This window comes from Brevundimonas sp. FV1ye7S (genome assembly GCF_058680995.1).
Genome location: NZ_CM178726.1, coordinates 2,685,632 through 2,705,416, shown reverse-complemented (window position 1 = coordinate 2,705,416; position 19,785 = coordinate 2,685,632). Strand labels below are relative to the sequence as shown.

Below are 19,785 nucleotides of genomic sequence, written 5' to 3'. Positions count from 1 at the left end.
GGGCGGAGAGTCTTGAGGAGCGTCGCCTATGGATGAGGATGAGAAGGAGGCGACCCTGGCGCGTGAGCGTCGCCGCCGCCGCCGGCACGGGTTCGCCCTGGTGGTCTTCACGCTGGGCATCGTCGGGATCGGCGCGCTGGCCGCCAGCGAAGATAGTGGTGATGCGCAATGGGCCATGGCGGTCGCGGCGGCGGGCGGCGTCGCCATGCTGGTCGGGGCGATCCTGGCCTGGTTCAGCAAGCCCGGCCAAGATCGACGACGCCTGGACGCGATCATGCCTTATCGGGATCGCGTTCAACGGAATCGGACCATCCAGTTGTTAACCATGAGCCTGGTGGTTCTGATCGAGGGGATCATGATCATCGGCTTTTCGGACGACCTGCTCGCCGGGCGTGTCAGTGAGGCTGTGGTTCCATTGCTGATGGCCGTCACGGTCAGTTGGATCATTGTTATGACGGTTATGGAGTGGGACGGCGGTTCGCGGAAAGTGAAGAAATTCCTCGACGACGAACTGTCCCGTCATATCCGGGCGCGCGCGACGGGCCTGGCCTTCATCGTCCTGATGGCGGGCGCCACCCTGGCGCTGGCCGCCAGCGTGTGGGCGCCGAACTGGACGCCGCTGGTGCTGGCCTTCTCGCTGCTGGCTTCGGCGGGGGCGGCGGCCTTGCGGTTCGCGCTTCTGGATCGAGAGGCGTCCGGCGATGGGGAGTAGTCGGCTGGGGTTGAGGCTGAAGGAGGTCCGCACGGCGGCCGGCCTGACCCAGGCCCAGCTGGCCGACGCCGCCAAGGTGTCGCGCAAGACGATCAACACGGTGGAGAACGGGGTCTTCATCCCCTCGACCATTGTGGCCCTGGAACTGGCGCGGGCGCTGAACACGACGGTCGAGGCGATCTTCTATCTGAAGGACTGAGCATCCATGTCCGAAAACCGCGAGACATCGCCGGGCTGAGCCGCCATCCTGCGGGTCATGGAACAGTCGTTGGATCAGGAGGCCTGCTGGCGGGCCTTGGGGGCGCGGGACGCCCGGTTCGACGGGCGGTTCTTTACCGGCGTGACCTCGACGGGGATCTACTGTCGGCCGGTCTGTCCGGCGCGGACGCCCCGGCGCGAGAATGTGGTGTTTCATCCTACGGCGGCCTCGGCGGAGGCGGCGGGGTTTCGCGCCTGCCTGCGTTGCCGGCCCGAGACGGCGCCGGAGATGGGGGCGTGGCGGGGGACGTCGAACACCGTCAGCCGGGCCCTGGCCCTGATCGAGGCGGGGGCGCTGGACGGCGGCGATGCAGACGCCCTGGCGGCGCGGCTGGGGGTGGGCGAGCGGCATCTGCGGCGGCTGTTCCGCCAGCACCTGGGCGCGGCGCCGGTCAGCGTGGCCCAGACGCGGCGCGTGCTGCTGGCCAAACAACTGATCCACGAGAGCGACCTGTCGATGGCCGAGGTGGCGATGGCGTCGGGCTTCGGCAGCGTGCGGCGGTTCAACGAGACCTTTCAGGCCCTGTATGGCCGTCCGCCGTCGGAACTGCGGCGGCGCAAGGCGGAAGGCGAGGGCGGAGGCCCGGTGAAGCTGGGCCTGGCCTATCGCCCGCCCTATGACTGGAGCGCGATGATGTCGGCCCTGACGGTGCGGGCCGCCCCGGACGAGGCGGTGGCCGACGGGGTCTGGCGGCGCAGGCTGCGGGCGGCGACGGACGGGACGGACGGCGAGGTTTCCGTGCGGTCGGGGTCTGAGGGCAAGGCGGCGGTCGAGGCGCGGGTGGACGAGCTGAAAGCCCTGCCGGGCGTGCTGGCGCGGGTGCGGCGGGTGTTCGACCTGGCCGCCGATCCCGAGGCGATCCGGCGGGACCTGTCGGCGGATCCGGACCTGCGTGCGGCGCTTGAGGCCTGGCCCGGACTGCGGCCGGCGGGCGACTGGATCGACGCCGGGGAGGATGCGCCCAGCGACCGGCTTGCGACCTTGGATGCGGCCCTGGCGGCGCGGGCCGAAGCCTGGCGCCCCTGGCGCGCCTATGGCGCCCTGTACTGGAACCGTGTGACGGAGACGGCCGATGCCTAGACAATCAACGCCGATGACCCTGACCCTGGATCGGATCGGCTCGCCGGTGGGCGAGGTGCTGGTGGCGACCGACGCCGAGGGGGCGGTGCGGGCGCTGGATTTCCATGATTACGAAGACCGGATGCGCCGGCTGCTGCACCGCCACTACGGCCCGGTCGAACTGGTCGAGGGGCGGGCGCCGGAGGCGGTGCGTCGGGCGGTCGAAGCCTATTTCGGCGGTGATCTGACGGCGTTTGATGCGGTGGTGGTGAAGACCGGCGGGACCGTGTTCCAGCAGGCGGTGTGGGCCGCGCTGCGGGCCATTCCTGCGGGCGAGACGCGCAGCTACGGGCAGCTGGCGGCGGCGATCGGGTCGCCCAGGGCGGTGCGGGCGGTGGGTCTGGCCAACGGCTCCAACCCGGTCGGGGTGATCGTGCCCTGCCATCGGGTGATCGGGGCGAACGGGACCCTGACGGGCTATGCCGGGGGGCTGGAGCGGAAGCGCTGGCTGCTGGCGCACGAGGCCGGCGGCCGGCTGCTCTGATCGGCGAGGCAACGGCATCGGTCCCCGACCGTTACCCAAGTCCACAGACCGAAAGAGTATCGACGATGAAACTATCCAATGGCGCGCTGGTAGCGGTGGTCGACGGCGAGAAGCTGTCCCTGTTTAAGAACACCAATGCCCAGGAGATCCGGCTGACGGCCCTGGAGACGCCGGCGATCGAGGATCGGGTCTCGGGGTCGGCGGGGCGGCGCTCCAGCGAGGCCAACCCGGACAATGATACTCAGGCCGAGGACGGGTTCGCGATGGGCGTGGCCGAGGTGCTGAACAAGTGGTCCCTCACGAACAAGCTCGACGAGCTGCTGGTCATTGCCGCCCCCAAGACCCTGGGCGAGTTGCGCAAGCACTGGCACAAGGATCTGCAGGGGAAGCTGGCGGGCGAGATCGCCAAGGACCTGACGGGGCACAGCACCGATCAGATCGCGGCAGCCATCGAAAAAGCTTGATTTACTAAGTGGTTAAGAGGGGACGGCCGGCGACGGTCGCCCCCTTTTTTCATGGATCAGGCGCCGTCGAGGAACAGGCGGCAGGCGGGGTTGGCGGTTTCGTCGACATAGGGGTAGCCCAGGTCGGCGAGGGCGGCGGACAGTTGGGCCTGTTCTTCGGGGGGGACGCTGACGCCGGCCAGCACCCGGCCGACGTCGTCGCCATGATTGCGATAGTGGAACAGGGTCAGGGCCCAGGCGGGCTGGAGGCTGTTGAGGAAGCGCAGGAAGGCGCCGGGCCGTTCGGGGAACTGGAAGCGCAGGATCCGTTCGTGGGGCAGGCCGACGGTGCGGCCGCCGACCATGTAGCGGACGTGCAGTTTGGCGGTCTCGTTGTCGCTCATGTCCTCGACGGCGTAGCCGCCGGAACGGAGGGTCGCGATCAGGTCGTCGCGCTCGTGCGGGCCGTTCCGCAGGGCGACGCCGACGAAGATCTGGGCGTGGCCGTCGCCGGACCAGCGATAGTTGAACTCGGTCACCGAGCGGCCGTCGAGACTGTCGAGGAAGCGGCGGTAGTCGTCGCGGTCGTCCTTCATCGCCACGGCCAGCAGGGCCTCGGCGCCCTCGCCGATCTCGGCCCGTTCGGCGACATGGCGCAGCCGGTCGAAGTTGAGGTTGGCGCCCGAGTTGATTGCAATCAGCGTGCCCGCGCCGGGATGGGCGGCCGCCCAGGCCTTGAGGCCCGCAAGCGCCACGGCGCCCGAGGGTTCGGCGATGGCCCGGCTGTCGTCGAAGATGTCCTTGATGGCGGCGCAGATGGCGTCGGTGTCCACCAGGACGATCTCGTCCAGCAGGTCCTTGCACAGGCGGAAGGTCTCGGTCCCCGCGCGGCGCACGGCGACCCCGTCGGCGAACAGGCCGACCTCGTTCAGGGTCACGACCTCGCCGGCGTCGATGGCGGCCTTCATGGTGGGGGCGTCGACCGGCTCCACGCCAATGACGCGGGTGTCGGGGCGCAGGAATTTGATGATGGACGCGACGCCGGCGGCCAGGCCGCCGCCGCCGATGGGCACGAAGACGGCCTCGATGGGGTCGGCGTGCTGGCGGGCGATCTCAAGCCCCACCGTCCCCTGGCCGGCGATGACCTCGGGGTCGTCGAAGGGGTGGATGAAGGCGGCCCCGGTCTGGCTTTCCAGATGGCGGGCGTGGGCGTAGGCCTCGTCAAAACTGTCGCCGTGCAGGACCACCTCGCCGCCCAGGGCGCGGACGGCGGCGACCTTGATGCCGGGGGTGGTGGTCGGCATGACGATGGTCGCCGGGATGTTGCGGCGGGCGGCGGCCAGGGCCACGCCCTGGGCGTGATTGCCGGCGGAGGCGCAGATCACGCCCTTGGACAGCTCGGCCTGCGACAGGCCGGCGATCTTGTTGTAGGCGCCGCGAATCTTGAACGAAAACACCGGCTGTAGGTCTTCGCGCTTCAGCAGCACGGGCCGGTCCAGCCGCGCCGACAGGCGGCGCAGCGGATCAAGCGGGGTCTCCTCCGCCACGTCATAGACGCGGGCGGTGAGGATGCGGCGGATGGTGTCTTGCATCAAAATGTCGGTCGAGGCGTGGGTGAGGAAATGAAGTCGCCGTTCGTCTAGGCGATTTTGCCCCATTTGTGAAAGGTTCGTGCGCTCAAGACGGCGAGTCTCCCGTGCTTGGCGGGGACGCGATGATTTCTCTTGCGCGCGGCCCCCATCGGCCTACATTGGATGTGCTTATGCTAACTTTGAGCATAAGGGTCGAGAGGAGAGGCTCATGGCGGACGGCGCCTTTGGTCTGACGAAGGAACTGGAGCGGGAGACCGCCGGGGTGTGGGCGAAGGTCAAGGACCATGTCACGCCGCTGGAGTGGCCCGAACAGGCGCGGCTGATCAGCGAGATCAACCGGCTGAAGCGCGAGCGCGACGCGGTGATCCTGGCCCACAACTATATGACGCCCGAGATCTTCCACGGGGTCGGCGACTATGTCGGCGACAGCCTGGGCCTGGCCAAGGAGGCCGCGCGGTCGGATGCGAAGGTGATCGTCCAGGCGGGCGTGCACTTCATGGCCGAGACCTCGAAGATCCTGAGCCCGGAAAAGACGGTGCTGATCCCCGATCTGCGGGCGGGATGCTCGCTGGCCTCGTCGATCACGGGGGCGGATGTGCGGCTGATCAAGCAACGCTATCCGGGCCTGCCGGTCGTGACCTATGTGAACACCACGGCCGAAGTGAAGGCCGAGACAGACATCTGCTGCACCAGCGCCAACGCCGTCCAGGTGGTGGAATGGGCGGCCAAGGAATGGGGCGTGGACCGGGTCATCCTGATCCCCGACGAATATCTGGCGCGCAATGTCGCGGCCCAGACGACGGTCGGGATCATCGCCTGGAAGGGCCGCTGCGAGGTGCATGAACGGTTCACGGCGGACGACATCGCCGAGATGCGCGCCGCCTATCCGGGCGCGGAAATTCTGGCCCACCCCGAATGCCCCGAAGACGTGCTGGCGGCGGCGGACTTCGCCGGTTCGACGGCGGCCATGACCGACTATGTCGAGGCGCGTCGGCCCAAACAGGTGGTGATGATCACCGAATGTTCGATGGCCTCGAACGTCGCCGGCGACGTGCCGGGCGTGCAGTTCATCGGCCCGTGCAACCTGTGCCCGCACATGAAGCGGATCACGCTGCAGAACATCCGCGACTGCCTGCTGCACATGCAGTTCGAGGTGACGGTTCCGGCCGACATGATCGAACGCGGACGGCTGGCGGTGCAGCGGATGATCGACCTGCCGCCGCCCGCCGTTCCGGCGCGCTACGACCTGGTCAAGGCGCGGCATCACGTCGATGTGGAGCTGATCTGAGCGAGACGCGGCGATCGGTCCCGTGGTCGGGACCGGCTGCTGCGCCCATCTGGACGCCATGAGCAATATCGACACCCCGAACCGCACGCCCGATCGCATCCCCGGCCCCTGGGATCCCAAGCCCGAGGACCCGGCCGTGCGCGCCGCCCCCGCAGCCCCGGCCGAGATTCCGGTCGAGAAGGATCAGAGCCTGGTCTGGGCCCTGCTGTCCACGGCCCTGATGGGCGGCTTCCTGTGGTGGATCACCGGCAGCGCCATTGTGGCGGGCGCCGTGCTGATCGGCCTGTTCGTCCATGAGGCGGGGCACGCCCTGGCGATGAACCGGATGGGGATGGGGCCGGCGCGGATTTACATCATTCCCTTCCTGGGCGGGCTGGCCAAGGCGCGGCGGGAGCCGAAGAGCGAATGGGACGGGGTGCTGGTTTCGCTGGCGGGCCCGGCGTTCGGTCTGTTGGCCATGATCCCGTTTGTCGGGGTGTGGATGGCGACCGGGCAGGGCGAATGGCTGATGGGCGCCTTCTTCATCGCCATGCTGAACCTGGTGAACCTGGTCCCGGCGCCGCCGCTGGACGGGTCCAGAGCCCTGGGGCCGGTGCTGACGCGGGTGCATCCGCGGCTGGAGCAGATCGTGCTGCTGGTCATCGGCGTGGCCGTGGTCTGGTGGGGACTGTCCACCGGACGGTTCATCCTGGCCGCCTTCCTGGCCCTGTCGGTCTTCGCCCACTTGAAGCGCGGCGTCTGGCGCGCGGCCTGGGGCACGCTGAGCTGGCCCGAGGCGGGCAAGAGCCTGGTCCTGTACCTGCTGACCCTGGCCGTCTGCGCGGCGGCGGCCCTGGGCGCATTGCTGCCCATGGTCGGGGGCGATCCGGTCGGGGCGGTGAGCCTGGGCCTGAACTCTCTTGGAGTGCGCTGATGAACCGAACGCGACATGACGGGCCCTTGGTCGTCGGCGCCGGTCTGGCGGGCCTGTCGGCCGCGCTGGACGCGGCGCGGGCGGGGGCTGAGGTTCTGGTGCTGACGCCGGAGCCCCTGTTGAACGCCTGTTCGTCCGCCTGGGCGCAGGGCGGGATGGCGGCGGCCCTGACGGCTGTGGATTCGCCGGAACTGCACGCGAAGGACACCGAGGCGGCGGGCGCGGGTCTGGTCGAGCCGATGGCGACGCGGGCCCTGACCGATGCCGGGCGCGAGACGGTGGAATGGCTGGCGGCCCTGGGCGCGCCGTTCGACCGGGACGCGGACGGCGGCTTCGTGGTCAGTCTGGAGGCCGCCCATTCGGTGGCGCGGGTGGCGCGGGTCGGCGGCGACGGAGCCGGGCGGGCCATCCTGTCGGCCGTGGTGGCGGCCGTGCGGGCGGAAAAGCGGATCACGGTCTGGGAAGACGCGCGGCTGAAGGCCCTGTTGCTGGACGCCGACGGCCGGGTGGTCGGGGCGGTGGCGGCGCGCGGGCCGGGCGGGCGTCTGGTCGAGATCACGGCGACGGCGGTAGTGCTGGCCACCGGCGGGGCGGGCGGTCTGTTCGCGGCCACCACGACGCCGGCGGCGCTGAAGGGTGAAGGCCTGGCGCTGGCGGCGCGGGCGGGGGCGGAGATCCTGGATCCCGAGTTCGTGCAGTTTCACCCCACCGCCATCGACGTGGGTCTGGATCCTGCGCCCCTGGCGACCGAAGCCTTGCGGGGCGAGGGTGCGCGGCTGATCGACGGCGAGGGCCGGTTCCTGCTGGGCGAGGCGCCGGACGCGGACCTGAAGGCGCGCGACGTGGTGGCGCGGGCGGTCCATGCCGCGCGGATGGAGGGGCGGGGCGCCTATCTGGATGCGCGCGCGGCCATCGGCGAGGCCTTCCCGCACGAGTTTCCGGCCGTGTTCGCCGCCTGTATGCGCAGCGGCCTGGACCCGCGCCTCAGTCCGATCCCGGTGATGGCGGCCTGCCATTATCATATGGGCGGGATCGCCGCCGACGCCGACGGGCGCACCACGGTGGCGGGCCTGTATGCGGTCGGGGAATGCGCCGCGACGGGCGTGCATGGGGCGAACCGGCTGGCGTCAAACTCCCTGCTTGAGGCGGCGACCTTCGGGCGGCGCGCGGGACGGGCGGCGGCGCTGGAGACCGGCGGCGGACGGCCATTGCCGGTCGAGGTCACGCCGGACCTGCCTGAGGCGGCGATGTCCGAACTGAGAACCGCGATGACGGCTCATGCGGGGGTGGTGCGGGATGAAGCGGGCCTGTCGGGCCTGATCGCCCTGATCGACCGGCTGGAGGCGCAGTATGGCTCGGCGGCGGCGCTGGAGGCGGCGCGTCTGGTCGTGCAGGCGGCGCTGGATCGGCGTGAGAGCCGGGGCGGCCACTATCGCTCGGATTATCCGCAGACGGCGGCTGTGGCGGACCATACGCGGGTGCGGAATGTGCGCCCGGCGATGCGTCCGGCCGTGCTGGAGCCCGCCGCATGAGCCGGTCCTTGCCGGATGTTCTGATCGAGCCGGTCGTGCGGATGGCCCTGGCCGAGGATCTGGGCCGGGCGGGCGATGTGACGGCCATGGCCTGTATTCCCGCAGACGCCCGGATGAAGGCAGGATTCGTGGCGCGCAGGCCCGGCGTCCTGGCGGGGATCGACTGTGTGCGGCTGGCGGTGCTGGCGATGGACCCGCAGGCGTCGGTCGATCTGCGGCTCGAGGACGGCGACGCCTTCGAGGCCGGGGCGGTGCTGGCGGTGGTCGAGGCCGAGGCGCGGGCCTTTCTGTCGGCCGAGCGGACGGCGCTGAACCTGGTCGGGCGGTTGTCGGGCGTGGCGACCCTGACGCGGGCCTATGTTCGGGCGGTCGCCGGGACCAAGGCGCGGATCGCGGATACGCGCAAGACCACGCCGGGCCTGCGGGCGCTGGAGAAACACGCGGTGGCGTGCGGCGGGGGGATCAACCATCGCTTCGGCCTGGATGACGCCATTCTGATCAAGGACAACCATGTGGCCGTGTGCGGCGGGGTGGCCGAGGCGGTCCGCCGGGCCAGGGCCTTTGCGCCCCATCTGATGAAGGTCGAGGTCGAGGTGGACGGGCTGGATCAGCTGGAGGCGGTGCTGGGCCTGATCGCCGAGGGAGCGGCGCCGGACGTGGTCATGCTGGACAACTTCAGCCTGGACGACCTGTGGACCGCCGTGGCGAGGGTCGCGGGGCGGCTGACGCTGGAAGCCTCAGGCGGGGTCGATCTGACGACCGTGTGGGGCATCGCCGAGACCGGGGTGGATGTGATCTCGGTCGGGGCCCTGACCCATTCCGCGCCCGTGCTGGACATCGGTCTGGACGCGCTTTGAGCCTTTAGAGCGGGAGCGGCCCCTCGAAGCCGCTCCCGTCCATGGATCAGACCGGGTTGGAGACGTCCGTGGCCTCGGCCTTTGCGGCGGTCTTGGCCGACGTGACCGCAGGGCGGCTCGTGCGGGCGGCGGCGGTCTGGGCGGCCGGCTGGGGCGACGGCTGGGCGCGCGAGGCGGCTTCCGGTTGCGGCTGGGCTTGCGGGCGCGGCTGAGGGGCGGGGGCTGCCGGCTCGGGCGCGGACAGGCCCTCCTGGGCCAGGACCAGGGAATAGGCCACGGCCTGTCCGGCCTGGCGGGCGGCCTCGACCGGATCGAGCCCGGCCTGGATCAGACGGGGCTGGTCGCCCGCGGTCGAGGGACGCGCCGCGTAGGTGAAGGCCCCGCTGGCGCCCGAACGTCCGCCGAAACGATAGAAGAGGTGGCTGCCGACCTGATTCACCCGGATCAGCGAGTTGCGCCAGACCGGCGAGACGCCGGTGGTGTGGAAATGGGTGGCGTTGCCGACGGCCGAATAGACCGATCCCGACAGGGCGCCCGAGGCGATGCTCTTGGCGCGGTTCCAGGCCCCCGAGTTGACGCGACCGCGCATCGCGCCGTTGCAGGTGAACGAGAACTGGCAGCCGGTGCGGCGCGCGGCGCCCTGATAGACGACCCCGCAGATGGTCTTGGGGAAGGCGGGGTGGCGGACGCGGTTCAGGACCACCTGGGCCACGGCCTTCATGCCGTCGCGGCCTTCGCCGCGGGCTTCGTAATAGACGACCTGGGTCAGGCAATCGAGATCGCGGCTGGCGTCCAGGGCGTTGGCCATGCGGAACGGCCGGGCGCCGACCGGCGTGGTCAGATTGGCGCGACGCAGGTTCGGATCGCGGTTGTCGTTCAACTGGTCGAGGCGGGCGGCCAGGAGTTCCGCCTGGCGGTCGCGCTGGGCGGCGCCCGCGCTGGTGTAGGGATCGTGTCGGCGTGCGATCGAGAGCGCGCTGGCGTCCAGGCCCCCGGCGGCGGCCGAGAGCGCTTCTTCGGTAAAGCCGGCGGCGGTGGCGCCGTGAATCCGTTCGGCCTGGGCGCGCAGCGTATTCGCCTGCGCCAGGGTTCCGCCCAGATAGGCGCCGCCGATCGCCAGTCCCACCAGACCGCCAAAGGCCGCTGCAGCCGTCATGGGCTTGATCTTCGCCACACGATCGGCGCGCGACGCGGCGCGCGTCTGAGAGGAATGCGACAACGAGTTAGTCCTGTTCAGCAGGGCGAGAAACGCTGCCCCCGGGGTAGTCTCGCCTGCTGGGCGACTCTGACGGTCGCGTTCCAACTGCGGTCAACGCACGGCTCATGCTGCCCGGCGTCGAGGACGGGCCTATATAGCGAAGTTTGTGACCTGAATGTGGCTGATTCGCAAGCCTGCGGTTAAGGCGTCGAAACGATTAGGTATTTTCACTGTATCGGACGGGGGGAATGACAATCCGGGCCGAAATGTGACAGTCGTGACGACGAATACTGTATTGTATTGCAGTAGGTCTTCATTCGCAAATGTGACAGCCTGCGATATCAGCTAAAGCGGCTGCCGGGTTCTGTTCATTTTGCGATCAGGGGCCGTATTCGCGACTTGACGCTGGGAAGGGAACCTGTGCGTTGCGGTCGCGTTGAAGCGTGACCTTTGGAGAGAAGCCCCATGTCGAGACCCCTTGTGATGGCGGCTGTCGCCGCCGCGACCCTGGCCCTGACCGCCTGCGGCACCACGATCGAACAGAAGGCGGCGAGCGGCGCGGTGGCCGGCGCTGTCGTCGGCGGACCGGTCGGCGCGGCTGTCGGCGGCGCCGCCGGGGCCGTCGTCGGCCAGGCCCAGAAACCCAACTAGAACGCGCCGCGCCCTTGTTTCGGCAGGGGCGCGACCTATCTGCATCACTGGACGGGCGATGCGCGGCATATGCGCGTCAAATCGTGCGTCCGTCCGATTTCGCTGCGGTGAACCTTGCTTTTGGCGCGCGTATCGGCTTTGTGCGGCCCGCTTCTGGCCGTGCGTTTTTTCGTCGCCGCCTGATCCCCGATAGCCGCCCCTGGCTGTTCACAAGGAACCCTGACGCTTTCGCATGAAAGATCTGAAGACCGGATTTTCCGACCGCATTACCGCCCAGCAGGAGGCCAAAAAGGCCCTGCTCGCCAAATTCAAGCCGAAGGCCGCCGCCCCCGACCCTGAATTCGAACGCCTGGCTGAAAAGCGCGCCGCCGAAAAGGAGGCCCTGCGCCAGCAGCACGAGCTGGCCAAGGCCGAGCAGCGCCGTGAAAAGGCCGAGAAGGACGCCGCCCGCATGGCCGCCGATCTCGAAGCCCAGGAAGCTCTCGAGGCCGAGAAGCGCGCCGACCGCAAGGCGCGCAAGCAACTGACCAAGGAAGAGCAGAAGGCCAAGCGCGACGCCCGCTACGCCGCCCGCAAGGCGCGTCGCTAGGTCGCTCAAGGCCCTGCACTGAAGGATCGACGCGTCGCGGGTTTCTGCGGCGCGTTTTTCTTTGGCCGCCCTATTGGGCGGACGGACCTATTCAGCAGGAAGGCTGGCGCGGCCGTCGATGATGCTGCGCAACTGTTCCGTCGAATAGGGTTTGCGCAGGAAGGGCCAGGGGGTGTCGGCCAGCACCTGGTCCACGTCGTCGCCGACATAGCCCGAGGTCAGGGCGATGCGCATGTCCGGCCAGTCTCGGGCCGCCTGCCGGGCCAGATCGACGCCGCTCATGCCGCCCGGCATGACGATGTCGGTCAGCATGATGTCGAAGCGCGCCGCCTGTAGCGCCTTGAGCGCGTCGGGACCGCTTTCGGCCAGCACCACTTCGAGACCGAAACTCTCCAGAAGATCCAGAGCCACGGCCGCCACGCTGGCGTCGTCCTCGACCAGGAGCATCCGGCCGCCCTTGGCGAAGGCGACGTCCGCGCTGACGGGAACGGGGGCGGGGGCCGCGGTCTCCTGGGGCTGGAGGGGCGGCAGATAGAGACGGATTTCGGACCCGCGCCCGACCGTGGAGGCGATATGGACCCCGCCGCCCGACTGGCGTGCGAAGCCATAGACCTGGCTGAGCCCCAGTCCCGTGCCCTTGCCGACGGGCTTGGTCGTGAAGAAGGGTTCGAAGACGCGGTCGATGACCTCGGCCGGCATGCCGGATCCGTTGTCCGACACCGACACGCAGACATAGTCGCCGGGCGCCAGTTCGGCGACCTGACCGGGTTCGACCGAACAGGTCATCGTCTGGACGGTGATCCTCGCTCCCTCGCGGACCTGCGCGGCCGGGGGCGCGCCCATTGGGGCGCCGTCGCGCATAGGGCCGCCGGTGACGTCGCCCAGGGCGTCGCGGGCGTTGACGATCAGATTCAGCAGGGCGGCCTCGAACTGGGCCGGGTCCACGTTCGCGCGGACGCCCCCGCGCTTCAGCTTGACCTTGAAGTCGACCGCCTCGCCGACGGCGCGACGCAGCAGGGGTTCGCCCTCGCGGATCAGGCCGTTCAGGTCGATGGCTTCTGGGCGCAGGGCCTGGCGGCGCGAGAAGGCCAGCAACTGGTGGGTCAGGCTCTCGCCGCGCCGAGCGGCGGCCAGGGCGGCCTCGCCCAGTTTCTTCTTCTTGGCCGGGTCGTCCGAGCGGAGGATGATGTCCAGGGCCCCGATGACGACCGTCAGCAGATTGTTGAAGTCGTGGGCCACGCCTCCGGTCAGCCGGCCCACGGCCTCCATCCGCTGGGCATGCATCAGGTGGGCCTCGGCGGCGGCCTTTTCCGTCAGGGCCTCGGCCACCCGGTCCTCGAGCAGCTCATTGATGCGTTTCAGGTCGTCCTCGGCCCGTTTGGCGTCGGTGACGTCCAGGCTGGCGCCGACATAGCCCTGGAAGACGCCCGAGGCGTCGAAGCGCGGCACGCCCTCGGTGCGGATCCATCGCAGGCCCAGGGTGGGATGATTGACCCGGCTGAGCGCCTCGAATCTGTCGCGGGCCTGGAAGGCGCGGGCGAAGGCGGCGTCGAAGACCGTTTCGTCGTCGGGATGGATCAGGCGCCGCCAGGCGTCGGCCAACTGCCGATTGGAGCGGATGCCGCAGAAGATGCGATAGCGCTTGTTGCCGAAGATGATCGACGGCGTGGCGTCCGTCATCCAGATCAGGGCCGGGGCGCTGTCGGCGACCGTGCGGAAGCGGACTTCCGATTCAGTCAGCCGCGCCTGGGCCTCGCGCATGTCGGTGACGTCGAAGGCGACGCCGACGAAACCGACCACCGCCTGTCCCGTCAGGCGGGGACGCGAAAAGGACTTGAGCCAGCGCCATTCGCCGTCATGGCGACGATAGCGGGCCTCCATGGAAAAGGGCTGGCCGGTCGCCTCGCCGTCGGCCGATTCCTGGACGATGCGGGCGACGTCGTCGGGATGGAGGGACGAACGCCAGTCTGCGGCCCGCGCCGATTCATAGTCGGCGCCGAAGAAGTCGACATAGGCCTGGTTGACGAAGGAGCGCTGGCGATCCTGATCCGTGACCCAGATCAGCACCGGCGCCGTATCGGCGATGGCCCGGAACCGTTCCTCGCTCTCGCGGGTCTGGGTCTCGGCGCGGGCGCGCTCGACCTCGGTCCAGGTGCGGGCGGCGACTTCCTCCAGAAGGCGCGCCTCGGCCTCGGTCCATCGACGGGGACCAGAGGCGTGGGCGAACAGGAAGGCGCGCAGACGGCCTGCGCGGATCAGGGGCGCGCGGATCAGGGCGCGAGTGCCGATGGCGTCGAACGCGCTCGCGACGTCGGCGGTGCGCGGATCCTCGTACACGTCGTCGATCCGGACGGTGCGGCCCTGGGCCAGGTCGGCGATCAGGCCCTCGCCAAAGGCGTCAAGGCTGATCCTGTCCCGAACGGCCCCGTCGTCGGCGGCCCACTGGCCGGTCACCGAGATGAGGCCGCTGTCGGGATCGATCTCGCCATAGCCGACGCGGTCGGCTGCGATCAGACGTCCGATCGACGCCTCGACCTCGCTCATGATGAGACCGGGGTCGGACAGGTCGCGCAGCCGGTCGCTGAGGGCCAGCAGGAAAGCCTGCTGCCGTTCCGCGCGGGCGGCGGTTTCGAGCGCCTCCCGGTTCTCGGTGGTGTCGAAGGAGATGCCGGCGTAGCCGAGAAAGACCCCGGCCTTGTCAAAGCGCGGCTCCACGGCGACGCGCATCCAGCGCCACGCCCCGTCGTGACGCCGGAACCGAGCCTCGAACCCATAGGGGCGAAGATCAGGCCGGGCGCCGGCCTGGGCGGCCTCGACCTGCGGCTGATCATCGGGATGGATGGTCTGTTTCCAGCCGTGGCCGCTCAGGGAGGCGGCCGTGCCGCCGTAGAAGTCGGTCAGGGCGATATTGGCGAACTCGACCGCCCCATCGACATCCGTCAGCCAGATGGGCGAGGGGGCCGTGTCCGCCAGAAGACGGAACCGGGTTTCGCTGTCGCGCAGGGCGGCCTCGGCGGCGCGGGCCTCGGTGACGTCGATGTTGACCCCGATCATGCCCATGAAGCGGCCGTCGGCGTTCAGACGAGGCCGGGCCTCGCTGCGCAGGACGCGCCATTCGCCGTCGTGGCGACGGTGACGCCCCTCGACGACATAGGCGACATGGTCCCGATCAGCCTGACGGCAGACGGACAGCACGTGGTCCCGGTCGTCCGGGTGAAGGAAGGCGTCGGCGTCGAAATCGCTGGGATCGTCCAGCCCGCCCCAGAACAGGCGCTGGTCGTTGTTCAGATGGATGACGCGGCCGGTCTCGTCGGTCATCCAGAGCATGACGGGGGCCAGTTCGCTGACGATCTGCAACCGTCCTTCGGTCTCGTCGATGCGCGCGTTGGACAGGGACAGCGCCGAGACGACCGCGTCCAGCTGCGCCAGCGCGCCGCGCAGGCAGGCGCCCATCCAGGCGCAGAACAGGCCGACCACGATGAAGTTGAAGGTCGCCACGACGCTGAGACCGGGGGGCATCCCCGGCTTCGAGCCGCTGCTGACGATCACCAGGGACCAGCCCCCGATCAGGCATGCCGCCAGCGCCGTGGCGCCCGAAAGCCGGCCCCCCGCCAGGGCCGCCAGGATGACGCCGGGCAGAAGGATCATGAAGCCGGTGATTTCGCCGTAGAAGGCCGCTCCGGCTGCGCGCAGCAACAGGGCGGCGCCGGCCCCGATCAGTCCGATGAAAATCCGGGTCCAGACCGAACCCGGCTTGAGCCGCGCGAGCGCCAGCAGACCTCCGTCGGCGTCCCGAAGTCGCCTGAAGACCACGGCTGGGTCCATGCTTCGCCCGCTCCCGACGCGTCGTTCTAAAGTGACGCTTGTTCATGCAACGCTCGCTCGCGCTTCGCGTTCCTGACAGCCATATTCGACCGGACCCGGTCCGGCGTAAAGTCAATCAACCCATGGAGCGCAACATGACTGACACGATCGACACCGGCCTGTCCCAGACCGAGCGTGGCGACGTCGCCCAACAGCTGACACGCGTTCTCGCCGACGCCTACGCCGTCTATCTGAAGACCCACGGCTATCACTGGAACGTGCGGGGGCCGGAGTTCTTCGCCCTGCACAATCTGCTGGAGCAGCAGTATCGCGACCAGTGGGAGGCGCTGGACGACATCGCCGAACGTATCCGGGCGCTGGGCGAGTTCGCGCCTCAGGGCTATGGCACCTTCGCCAATCTGACCAGCATCCGCGACGGCGATCCGGAAAAGGACGCGCCCGAGATGCTGCGTGAGCTGATGCGCGACCACGAGACCCTGATCGCCACCATGCGGGCGGCTCTGGACGTGGCCGACGGCGACGGGGACGACGTGACCGTCGATCTGCTGACCCAGCGCCTGGGCTCGCACGAAAAGTTCGCCTGGATGCTGCGCTCCACGCTCGGCGGCCGATAACATCGGTCTGCGGGCGCCCGAAAACCGCCCCGAAGTCCGCGCATAGGGCTGACGACGATGACGCTCCGGCTCCCGGAGCGTCGTCTCCTTTCTGGATTTGAATGACACTGGCCCACTGGAAGATGATCTGGACGGCGCTGAAGCGCTCGGCGGCGGCCTTGCCTGCGGCCGGCGCGGTGCTGGGCGTCGCCATGGCCGCCGGGTCTAGCGTGCGTCCCGACGCCGACCGGACGGCCGAGGCCGTGGCCCGGATCACCGGCGGGGACATGAGCGCTCACGGCCTGGACGCCGTGAAGGGGCGTCTGACGCCTTCGCAACTGGCCCTGGCCCAGCGTCATGACCCGAGCCTGCTGCAGCCCGCGGCCTATTCCACCGACGGGGCGATCCTGGCGACCGGCGCCCTGCGTCCCGCCCGGTCCTTCGTCTTCAAGGGCAGCGCCGAGGATCGGCGCCGCGCCCTGCGATGCCTGACCCAGGCCGTCTATTTCGAAGCGGCGCTGGAGCCGGACGCCGGTCAGGCCGGCGTGGCCCAGGTGGTGCTGAACCGGGTGCGCGATCCCAACTACGCCAACACCATTTGCGGCGTTGTGTTCGAGGGCGCCGAGCGGACCACGGGCTGTCAGTTCAGCTTCACCTGCGACGGATCCCTGTCCCAGGCGCCGGTCGCCTGGGCCTGGGAGCGGGCGCGCAAGGTGGCGGAGAAGGCGCTGAACGGCGCGGTCGCCCAGCAGGTCGGGACCGCCACCCATTACCACGCCGACTATGTGAACCCCTGGTGGTCGCCGTCGGTGGCCCGGGTCAACAAGATCGGCGTGCATGTCTTCTATCGCTGGAAGGGCCTGTACGGCGAAACCGCCGCCTTCCGCACCGTCTACAAGGGCCATGAGCCGATGATCGACGAGGCGCGGTTCTCGCGGCCGCGGCCGGGCGTCCAGCCCGGTCAGGCGACCGGCGGCGCCGATCCGGACACTGTGGCGGCGCCGGGCGGGGATGCGCCGATCAAGACCGTCGAGATCAACGGCCAGCAACGCGTCGTCGGCGTGGTCAGTCTGGGCGGCCGTCGCCTGCCGACCCAGGAGGAAGTCGTCGCCATAAACGCCCGGCTGCGGACGCTGGAACAGCCCGCTGCAGCCGTCGCGGTCGCGCCCGAAGGCGTGGCGGACATGCCGGTCGAGGAGGTCGGCCGACCGGCGTCCTGAGACGAGCCGCCTCGCACATTGAAACACTTCGCGGGGTCAGAGCATTCACATGATCGACCGGAACCACCGGCCCAGCGAGGACGCCTGCTTGACCCACGCCGATAAAGACAGTCCGCGGTGGGACGAGTCCAAGCGCCTGGCGATCCTTCGGGACTACGGGGTCCTGGACACCGACCGGGAGGCCGCCTTCGACGACATCGTCGCCCTGATCGCGCGGATCTGCGAGGCGCCCATCGCCGTGGTCAATCTGATCGATGCAGACCGCCAGTGGTTCAAGGCCGAGGCAGGGCTGGGCGTGCGCGAGACGCCTCTGGCCACCTCCTTCTGCGCCCATACGCTGTTGCAGGCGGACGGAATGGTGGTGCGCGACGCGTCCCTGGACCCGCGCTTCGCCGCCAATCCCCTGGTGACGGGCGAACCCCATTTGCGTTTCTACGCCGGGCGGCTGTTGAAGACGCAGGACGGCGTGCCGCTGGGCGCCCTGTGCGTGCTCGACACCAAGGCGCGTCCCGAGGGACTGACCGATCTGCAGCAGATGGCGCTGCAGACCCTGGCCGACCAGGTCATGTCCCAACTGGAGCTGCGCCGCGTCCTGCGCCAGCGTGAGGAAAGCGAGGACACCACCCGCCGGGCGTTGCAGGCGTCGAACTATGTCGGCGCATGGGACTGGGACATCGTGGCGGACCGGGTCGTCGCCGACGAACGGTTTGCGGCCATGTACGGCGTCGATCCCGTCGTGGCCCGCGCGGGCGCGCCGATCGCCGACTTCACCCGATCCGTGGATCCCCAGGACGAAGCGCGGGTCCAGGCGGAGATTCAGGCCGCAATGTCGGGGGAAGGTCGTTTCCATAGCGAGTACCGGGTGCGCGACGCCCAGGGCCAGGCGCGCTGGATCGTGGCCCGCGGCCAGGTCTATTTCGATCCGACCGGCGCGCCCGTGCGGTTTTCGGGCGTCGTCGTGGATATCACCGACCGGAAACAGGCGGACGCCGAGCTGGAGGCCATCGCCGCGCGGCTCAGCGCCAGCGAGGCCCAGTTTCGGGTCCTGGCGGACGCCATGCCGCAGATGGTATGGTCGACGCGACCGGACGGCTTCCACGATTATTACAATGCGCGCTGGTACGAGTTCACCGGCGTGCCCGCCGGATCGACCGACGGCGAGGGCTGGACCGACATGTTCCATCCCGAGGACCAGCCGAGAGCGATGGAGCGCTGGAGGCGATGCCTGGCGACCGGCGAACCCTATGAGATCGAATACCGGCTGAAACACCATTCCGGCGTCTATCGCTGGACCCTGGGGCGGGCGGCGGCCGTGCGGAACCCGGACGGCGAGATCAGCCGCTGGTTCGGCACCTGCACCGACATCGATGAGCTGAAGCGGCTGGAGCAGGGGCGGGAACTGATCAGTCAGGAGCTGAGCCACCGCATCAAGAACATCTTCGCCGTCATCACGGCCCTGGTGGCCCTGTCGGCGCGGCAGTATCCGGAGGCGCGGGCGTTCGCCGCCTCCTTGCGGACGCGGATCACGGCCCTGGCGCGCGCCCACGAGTTCGTGCGGCCGCACACCGAGACGTCGCAGCCGACAGTCGGCGCCAATACGCTGCACGCCTTCCTGTCGGACCTGTTCCAGGCCTATGCCGATGACGCAGGCGCGGCCCGGGTCCATCTCGCGGGCGACGACGCGGTTTTCGACGATCAGGCGGCGACGTCGGTGGCCCTGCTGTTCCATGAACTGGCGACCAACGCCGCCAAGTACGGGGCCCTGTCCCGGACCGGGGGGCGGGTGGATCTGGCGACGCGGCGGGAAGAGGACCGGTTCATCCTGACCTGGATCGAAACCGGCGGCCCCCCTGTGTCAGAGGCGCCGACACGAACGGGATTCGGATCGTCCCTGGCCTCGCTGTCCGTCGAAGGCCAACTGGGCGGGCGGCTGGTTCGGGATTGGCGTCCCGAAGGCCTTCGAATCCTAGTGGATTTGCCGGCCACGGCGCTTTCCCGTCGCAGGGCTGCCGAAAAGTCGCATTAGATCGCCTTGGCCTGAAACCGATCCCGTCCATCTGCGTTGTGTTCGTTCCCGCACACAAGTTCAGTATCCATGACCGCGCGTATCCTCATCATCGAAGACGAAGCCCTGGTCGCGATGGAACTGCGCTTCGTTCTGGAGGATCTGGGTCATGAGGTCGTCGGCGTGGCCGCGACGGCGAAGGGCGCGCGCGACATGGCGCGAGAGATCGATGTGGATCTGGCCCTCGTCGATATCCACCTGTCCGACGGACCCACCGGCATCAGTCTGGGTCGGGAACTGGGTCAGGACATGGGCGTGACCGTCTTGTTCATGACGGCCAATCCCGGCATGGTGCGCGACGGCGTGGCCGGCGCCATGGGCGTCCTGTCGAAGCCGACCGACGAGCGATGCGTCCAGACGGCGATCGACTACGCCCTTCGCTGCAGACACGGCGAGCCGGTGGAATACGCGCCGCCGGGCCTGCAACTGTTCGTTTGACGTCCTC

Annotated in this window: 18 protein-coding genes; 15 read left to right on the top strand and 3 right to left on the bottom strand. The window is 69.2% G+C overall.

Annotated features, from left to right (window positions below; all coding sequences use genetic code 11):
* Positions 1 to 28 precede the first annotated feature (28 nt).
* The 5 genes from ACW18C_RS13210 (at position 29) to ACW18C_RS13190 (ending at position 3,038) form a co-directional block, all read left to right on the top strand.
* Complete coding sequence (locus tag ACW18C_RS13210; protein ID WP_492071359.1) at positions 29 to 712, top strand: hypothetical protein; 684 nt, start codon at positions 29 to 31, stop codon at positions 710 to 712.
* On the top strand, positions 702 to 911 hold the full coding sequence (locus ACW18C_RS13205) for a helix-turn-helix transcriptional regulator (RefSeq protein WP_426024846.1): 210 nt from the start codon (positions 702 to 704) through the stop codon (positions 909 to 911). The genes ACW18C_RS13210 and ACW18C_RS13205 overlap by 11 nt, the downstream gene beginning before the upstream one ends.
* Before the next feature lie 69 nt (positions 912 to 980).
* Positions 981 to 2,051: a bifunctional transcriptional activator/DNA repair enzyme AdaA gene (locus ACW18C_RS13200; protein ID WP_492071357.1), complete on the top strand. Its 1,071-nt coding sequence runs from the start codon at positions 981 to 983 to the stop codon at positions 2,049 to 2,051.
* A complete protein-coding gene (locus ACW18C_RS13195) occupies positions 2,044 to 2,574 on the top strand; it encodes a methylated-DNA--[protein]-cysteine S-methyltransferase (RefSeq protein ID WP_492071355.1) in 531 nt (176 codons plus the stop codon). The genes ACW18C_RS13200 and ACW18C_RS13195 overlap by 8 nt, the downstream gene beginning before the upstream one ends.
* Before the next feature lie 65 nt (positions 2,575 to 2,639).
* Positions 2,640 to 3,038: a host attachment family protein gene (locus ACW18C_RS13190; protein WP_492071353.1), complete on the top strand. Its 399-nt coding sequence runs from the start codon at positions 2,640 to 2,642 to the stop codon at positions 3,036 to 3,038.
* A gap of 56 nt (positions 3,039 to 3,094) precedes the next feature.
* Here ACW18C_RS13190 and ilvA read toward each other — a convergent pair whose 3' ends face one another.
* Positions 3,095 to 4,609 (bottom strand): threonine ammonia-lyase, biosynthetic, encoded by a 1,515-nt coding sequence (ilvA, locus tag ACW18C_RS13185; protein ID WP_492071351.1) that lies wholly within the window; start codon positions 4,607 to 4,609, stop codon positions 3,095 to 3,097.
* A gap of 208 nt (positions 4,610 to 4,817) precedes the next feature.
* Between ilvA and nadA the strand changes: the two genes are divergently transcribed.
* Genes nadA through nadC form a run of 4 tightly spaced genes read left to right on the top strand, consistent with a single transcriptional unit; the run spans position 4,818 to position 9,199 of the window.
* Positions 4,818 to 5,897: a quinolinate synthase NadA gene (nadA, locus tag ACW18C_RS13180; RefSeq protein ID WP_492071349.1), complete on the top strand. Its 1,080-nt coding sequence runs from the start codon at positions 4,818 to 4,820 to the stop codon at positions 5,895 to 5,897.
* Between the two features lie 22 nt (positions 5,898 to 5,919).
* Positions 5,920 to 6,810, top strand: a complete 891-nt coding sequence (locus ACW18C_RS13175) for a metalloprotease (RefSeq protein ID WP_492071347.1) — start codon at positions 5,920 to 5,922, stop codon at positions 6,808 to 6,810.
* A complete protein-coding gene (locus ACW18C_RS13170; RefSeq protein ID WP_492071345.1) occupies positions 6,810 to 8,342 on the top strand; it encodes an L-aspartate oxidase in 1,533 nt (510 codons plus the stop codon). The genes ACW18C_RS13175 and ACW18C_RS13170 overlap by 1 nt, the downstream gene beginning before the upstream one ends.
* Positions 8,339 to 9,199: a carboxylating nicotinate-nucleotide diphosphorylase gene (gene nadC, locus ACW18C_RS13165; protein WP_492071343.1), complete on the top strand. Its 861-nt coding sequence runs from the start codon at positions 8,339 to 8,341 to the stop codon at positions 9,197 to 9,199. The genes ACW18C_RS13170 and nadC overlap by 4 nt, the downstream gene beginning before the upstream one ends.
* A 46-nt stretch (positions 9,200 to 9,245) precedes the next feature.
* On the opposite strand, the gene ACW18C_RS13160 is transcribed toward nadC, so the two are convergent.
* Entirely contained in the window at positions 9,246 to 10,418 is a 1,173-nt protein-coding gene (locus tag ACW18C_RS13160) for a cell wall hydrolase (protein WP_492071341.1), read from the bottom strand.
* 444 nt (positions 10,419 to 10,862) lie between these two features.
* Between ACW18C_RS13160 and ACW18C_RS13155 the strand changes: the two genes are divergently transcribed.
* Complete coding sequence (locus tag ACW18C_RS13155) at positions 10,863 to 11,048, top strand: hypothetical protein (RefSeq protein ID WP_492071339.1); 186 nt, start codon at positions 10,863 to 10,865, stop codon at positions 11,046 to 11,048.
* Positions 11,049 to 11,280: 232 nt separating this feature from the next.
* Positions 11,281 to 11,637: a DUF6481 family protein gene (locus ACW18C_RS13150; protein WP_008263506.1), complete on the top strand. Its 357-nt coding sequence runs from the start codon at positions 11,281 to 11,283 to the stop codon at positions 11,635 to 11,637.
* A gap of 87 nt (positions 11,638 to 11,724) precedes the next feature.
* Here the strand turns inward: ACW18C_RS13150 and ACW18C_RS13145 are convergent, their stop codons facing one another.
* Complete coding sequence (locus ACW18C_RS13145; RefSeq protein WP_492071337.1) at positions 11,725 to 15,462, bottom strand: PAS domain S-box protein; 3,738 nt, start codon at positions 15,460 to 15,462, stop codon at positions 11,725 to 11,727.
* A 134-nt stretch (positions 15,463 to 15,596) separates the two neighbouring features.
* Here ACW18C_RS13145 and ACW18C_RS13140 point away from each other — a divergent pair, with 134 nt between their 5' ends.
* From ACW18C_RS13140 to ACW18C_RS13125, 4 genes are all read left to right on the top strand, one after another.
* Positions 15,597 to 16,076, top strand: coding sequence for a Dps family protein (locus tag ACW18C_RS13140; RefSeq protein WP_035310050.1), 480 nt, complete (start codon positions 15,597 to 15,599; stop codon positions 16,074 to 16,076).
* A 101-nt stretch (positions 16,077 to 16,177) separates the two neighbouring features.
* A complete protein-coding gene (locus ACW18C_RS13135) occupies positions 16,178 to 17,275 on the top strand; it encodes a cell wall hydrolase (RefSeq protein ID WP_492071335.1) in 1,098 nt (365 codons plus the stop codon).
* 49 nt (positions 17,276 to 17,324) lie between these two features.
* Complete coding sequence (locus ACW18C_RS13130) at positions 17,325 to 19,301, top strand: PAS domain-containing protein (protein WP_492071333.1); 1,977 nt, start codon at positions 17,325 to 17,327, stop codon at positions 19,299 to 19,301.
* 69 nt (positions 19,302 to 19,370) lie between these two features.
* Positions 19,371 to 19,778, top strand: coding sequence for a response regulator (locus ACW18C_RS13125; RefSeq protein WP_492071331.1), 408 nt, complete (start codon positions 19,371 to 19,373; stop codon positions 19,776 to 19,778).
* The last annotated feature ends 7 nt before the right edge of the window (positions 19,779 to 19,785 follow it).